Below are 4712 nucleotides of genomic sequence, written 5' to 3' on the forward strand. Positions count from 1 at the left end.
GTATGCAAAGTGGCGCTGCGCGTGGATCCCCAAGCGCCAAATGCGGCAGGGGGCGGCTCCCATTGGTCACATAAGTCACTTCCGTTGGCTTTGTAGACGTGGTGACCACTTTGCGGGTCGAGTGACCGGTCACATGTGGTCACGACGTCTACAAAGTGGTCCTAGGTATTACCTCCCGGCGGCCGAGCGCGGCAGAGGCGATCCCACTAGTCACGCGACTCACTCGCGTGGACTTTGTGCATGAAATGACCAGATTCGGGGCGGGGTGAGCGGTCACAAGTGGTCATGCGGTGCACAAGGTGCCGGGAAGTGCGCAAAGTCACGTATCCGCGCGCGTTTTCGCGATCAGCGGCCGTGAGAAGATCGCCGAGTGGATCTTGAGCTGAGTGGGAAACGCGCGCTTGTGACCGGCGGGAGCCGCGGGATCGGGCTGGCGGTCGCCAAGGCGCTCGCGGCGGAGGGCGCGGATGTCGCGCTGCTGGCGCGGGACAAGGCGGCCCTCGAGGCGGCGCGGGAGACGGTCGCCGCCGCGTCGGGGCGGCAGGTGCTCGCGGTCAGCGCCGACACCGGCGACGACGAGTCGGTGCGCGCGGCGGTGCGTGCCGTCGCGGAGGGGCTCGGCGGCGTGGACATCCTGGTCAACGCCGCGGCCCGGCCGAACACCGGCGCCGTGACCGGCATCGAGAAGTTCGACGCCGCGGACTTCTCCGAGCAGGTCAACGTGAAGGTGCTCGGCTACCTGCGGTGCATCCGCGAGGTCGTGCCGCTGATGCGGGCGGCCGGCTGGGGCCGGATCATCAACATCAGCGGCCAGGCCGCCAGGTCCACCGGGGCGATCACCGGCTCGGTCCGCAACGTGGCCGTCGCCGCCATGACCAAGAACCTCGCCGACGAGCTGGGCAAGGACGGCATCAACGTCAACGTGGTGCACCCTGGCGTCACCGTGACGGAACACACCCCGCAGACCCTCGCGCTGCGAGCCGAACGCGCCGGGGTGTCAGTGCCGGAAATCGAGCGCCGGATCGGCGCCTCCATCGGTATCGGGCGGCTCGTCACCGCCGAGGAGGTGGCGACGGTCGTCGCGTTCCTCGCCTCGCCGAAGAGCGTCGCGCTCAACGGCGACGCGATCACCGCGAGCGGCGGCAACGTCGGGCCGATCCACTACTGACCCGCGAGCCGGCCAGGACCGTGTCACAGGAGCTGGCGGACCTGGGCGGCGAAGCGGATGTGGGCTATCGGGTCCTGGTCGGCGGCGGCTGGGTGCACGACGATCGTGTCGGCGCCGGCCGCCGCCCAGGCGCGGATCGTTTCCGCGATGGCGGCGGGGTCGGCCGAGTCGGCCGCCGCCAGGTACTGGATGACGCGGTGCGGGCCGGAGCGGCCCGCGGCGGCGCGGCCCGCGTCGATGGACTCGCGAGCGGTCCTGAACTCCTCGCGGGTCGTGACCCGGTCCAGGATGCTGCCGTCCGCGACCTCGCCGCTCAGCCGCAGGGTGCGCGGGCCTCGTGCCGCCGCGAGGACCTCGGGCGCGGCGGCGGGCGGCCAGCCGAGCTGCACGTCGTCCAGGTGCACGTAGCGGCCGTGGGTGGTCACCTGCTCACCGCGCAGCAGCGCGCGCAGCGCCTCGATGTACTCGCGCAGCAACGTGACCGGCGACTCGGGGCGCGCGCCCACCTGGCCCATCCAGTCCTGCACGCCGTGGCCGACGCCGACCGTCAGGCGGCCGGGAAACAGCCGGTGCAGCGTGGCGGTCTCCATCGCGGTGAGCGCCACGTTCCTGAGCGGAACGGGGAGCACGCCGATTCCCACCCGCAGCCGCGCGGTCCAGGCGAGCACCGCCGCGGCGGTCGCGACCCCGCCGCCCCAGAAGCAGTCCTCCCAGAGCCATAGCTCGTCCAGTCCCTCGTCTTCCGCCGCGCGCGCGACTTCGCGCAGCCGTTCCGGGGGAACCTGGGGAATGCATGTCGCGCCAAAGGTCGTCACGCGGCCCAAGGGTATGGCACGCGGGTCGTTCAGCCCGTGACGACCGCGGCTACCGGGTAGCTGCCGACCGTGATCGGCGGGTAGACGTGGCCGGTTTTCGTGTCGATCACGGGCCGTTCGCGCTCTGCAGATAGGCCTTCCATGATTCGCCGCTGCCGGTCACGAGATCGCCGATGTTCGCGGCGCCGATGGTGTATAGCGGATTCTCCTCTGCTGGATCGGTGAGCGGGACGCCGAACGCGCTGCCGCCGGCGAGCGCGAGATAACTGGCGTCGCTCGGGTGCTCTTCCGCGTAGAAGTTCGTCAGCGTGGCGCCACGGCCCGGAGGCTGTTCAGGTACGGCTCTTGCTTGGTATTACCGATGACCTGGCTGTAGTTTTCGTTTTCGAAGTAGAAGAGAAAGACGTCGGCCGCTGGAGGCGTCAGCGGTGCCGGCGCCGGGGCCGACCGGTTAAGGGTCAGGCTGATATCGGCGGCGGTCGCGTAGTTATATCCGGTCTGCGGCGCGTCGGGGCCATTCCAGTCGGTGCGGGTGGTCGTCAGCGTGATCGTCACCCGGGCCCGCGTCGCGCCCGCGGGAACCGTGCCGGCCGCCCGCCGGTAATCGAGCACCGGCTTCGCCTGTTTCCCGGCCGGCCCGATCGCGGGCGTAGCGAGAATTCGCCCGCTTGTGCCCGTGAACTGAACGGTGAGTTCCGCGGTGCTGGTCTGGTGCCGCCAAGCCAGCCGGCGATGTCGTAGCGCGCATTCGGTGTGACGGACGTCTGCTGAACGAGTTTCCCGGTACCGCCGGCGCCGCCGGCGAAGAGATTGCCGCGGTTAGCCGGCCAGGATTCGGCGGTTTTCGGAAATCCCGGGGTGCCATAGCGGACGACGGTAGGCAGGCCGCCCGCGACCGGCGCAGCGTCCCTGACCGGCGTAGCGGCTAGCACCGGATCCGGCTGGCTCGTCGCGAGTGCCGCCGCGAGCAGCACCGCGAGCGTCCCGAGGATTTTCCCGCGCCGGCACGACGCGACGTAGCCGTGCGAAAGGCCATGGAAACCCCTGCCTATCCTTGCGATGCGAATATTTAGCCAGCACGGTAGGCGAGCGCTCGCGCCGCCTCCACCGCCGATGCCGGAACTCTCGACGGCCAAACGGTGAACACCGGCCAAGTGCGCGCGGTTGTCTCATGATGAGGTTGTCTCATGATGAGATGGGTACCACCTGTAATCCGGGACACATCTAACCTCTTTGCGGTAACGACTGACACGGTCCAGCCGTTGTCCTCGTTATGGGTTGTGATGTGTGAACCCCGGTCTCGCATAGCGATCGCGGCACCGCGCGACTCGCCCAGATGGTCGTGAATGTCACATGCAATGGGGCGTGTCAGATAAGATTGCGTCTGCTATGCGCGGCACAATAGCGTCAGCAACCCGGGTGCGGCCTCCGGCAATTGCTGTCGTGCGTTGGGACGGGGTGGGTCCGGCGCCGGTAACACTGCGGTCATCGATTATGATGACTGTCGATACCACGAAAGGCGGAAATCCAAGTGGCCCAGAAGATTCAGACACTCTTCATCGACGACATCGACGGCGGGACGGCGGAAGGCACGGTGCGCTTTGCGCTAGACGGCACGGAATACGAGATCGACCTCAACGCGAAGCACTCGGAGGAGCTGCGCTCCGCCATCGCCAAGTACGTCACCCACGCCCGCAAGGTGGGCGGCGGCGCCCGTCGCGCTGGCCGCACCGCAGGCAGGACCAGCAGGGGGGCTGGCTCTGCGGTCAACACCACCGAGATCAGGACCTGGGCGCGCGAGCAGGGTTATGACATTAAGGACCGCGGCCGGGTGCCAGCGGACCTGGTCGCCAAGTACCAGGCGGCGACCGGTAAGTAACCGGTGCGTAGAAATATCTAGTTTCCCCGCGACCCGCGACCACATTCAGCGTAACGCCCCCCGGCGAGGCAGCCGGGGGGCGTTATTTGTTCCGCAGGATGGAACGCCGGGTGACGCGCTCAGGCGTATGTCGATTCCTCGTGGTCTTCGCCGCCGTTGCTATCGCCGGCATCGCCGGCCTTGTTATCGCCGGTTCCGGCTCCGCTGTCACGCGCTCCGGCCCCGTTATCACGCGCTTCGGCTCCGCTATCGCCGGCTCCGGCTCCGCTATCGGCGGCTTCGGCTCCGCTATCGGCGGCTCCGCCGGGGGCGGCGCTTTGCGCCGGCGGGACATGACCGGGAGCAGGATGCAGCGGCCCGGCCGGCATTGCGTGATACTGCGGGGCGGTCAGCATCCACGCACACGATATGAGCAGCGATATAACGAACACACAGTAAACCCAGAAAATCGGCGTGAGACCGGAGCTGATCGTCAGCCCGGCGGCCTGACTTTGCGAGATGCCGAACATCGCCGGCGTCGCGGGCTCGCCCGCCTGGATAAGCGCGGATATCGCCTGCGCGGCCAGCGGCAGTATCGCGCCAGCTAGCAGTGCCGCGCCTTGGCGTGCCGGACGCCACAAGGCGGCGAGCAGCGCCACCACGACGACCGCGACGATGACGGCGACGTTCCCCGCGATCACCGGGGCCGGGCTGGCGAACGCGTTGCCCGCCGTGACGGTCTGCGAGGTCCCGGTCGAGGCCTGGGTCAGCGTGTAGGTGTCCCATGAGGGCACGAAGGCGGCCACCGTGCCGATCGCCGCGAGCAGCAGCAGCGCGACCGGGCCCGCGTCCGTGGCGCGGGGCCGTGACG

General features: G+C 68.7%; 4 protein-coding genes and 1 pseudogene. 2 read left to right on the forward strand and 3 right to left on the reverse strand.

The features are described from left to right. Nucleotides 1-403: 403 nt before the first annotated feature. On the forward strand, nt 404-1168 hold the full coding sequence (locus WA805_RS18460; protein ID WP_422288398.1) for an SDR family NAD(P)-dependent oxidoreductase: 765 nt from the start codon (nt 404-406) through the stop codon (nt 1166-1168). Nucleotides 1169-1191: 23 nt separating this feature from the next. Here the strand turns inward: WA805_RS18460 and WA805_RS18465 are convergent, their stop codons facing one another. Next, nucleotides 1192-1983, reverse strand: a complete 792-nt coding sequence (locus WA805_RS18465) for an LLM class flavin-dependent oxidoreductase (RefSeq protein WP_425242947.1) — start codon at nt 1981-1983, stop codon at nt 1192-1194. Between the two features lie 303 nt (nt 1984-2286). Beyond that, a complete protein-coding gene (locus tag WA805_RS18470) occupies nt 2287-2595 on the reverse strand; it encodes a hypothetical protein (protein WP_422280788.1) in 309 nt (102 codons plus the stop codon). Nucleotides 2596-3514: 919 nt separating this feature from the next. On the opposite strand from WA805_RS18470, the gene WA805_RS18475 reads away from it, so the two are divergent. Next, nucleotides 3515-3862, forward strand: a complete 348-nt coding sequence (locus tag WA805_RS18475; RefSeq protein WP_422280786.1) for a histone-like nucleoid-structuring protein Lsr2 — start codon at nt 3515-3517, stop codon at nt 3860-3862. Between the two features lie 119 nt (nt 3863-3981). Here WA805_RS18475 and WA805_RS18480 read toward each other — a convergent pair. Continuing rightward, nucleotides 3982-4712 (reverse strand): annotated as a pseudogene (locus tag WA805_RS18480) (hypothetical protein); the annotation flags it as partial.

Source organism: Trebonia sp. (assembly GCF_049794275.1).
Lineage (GTDB): Bacteria > Actinomycetota > Actinomycetes > Streptosporangiales > Streptosporangiaceae > Trebonia.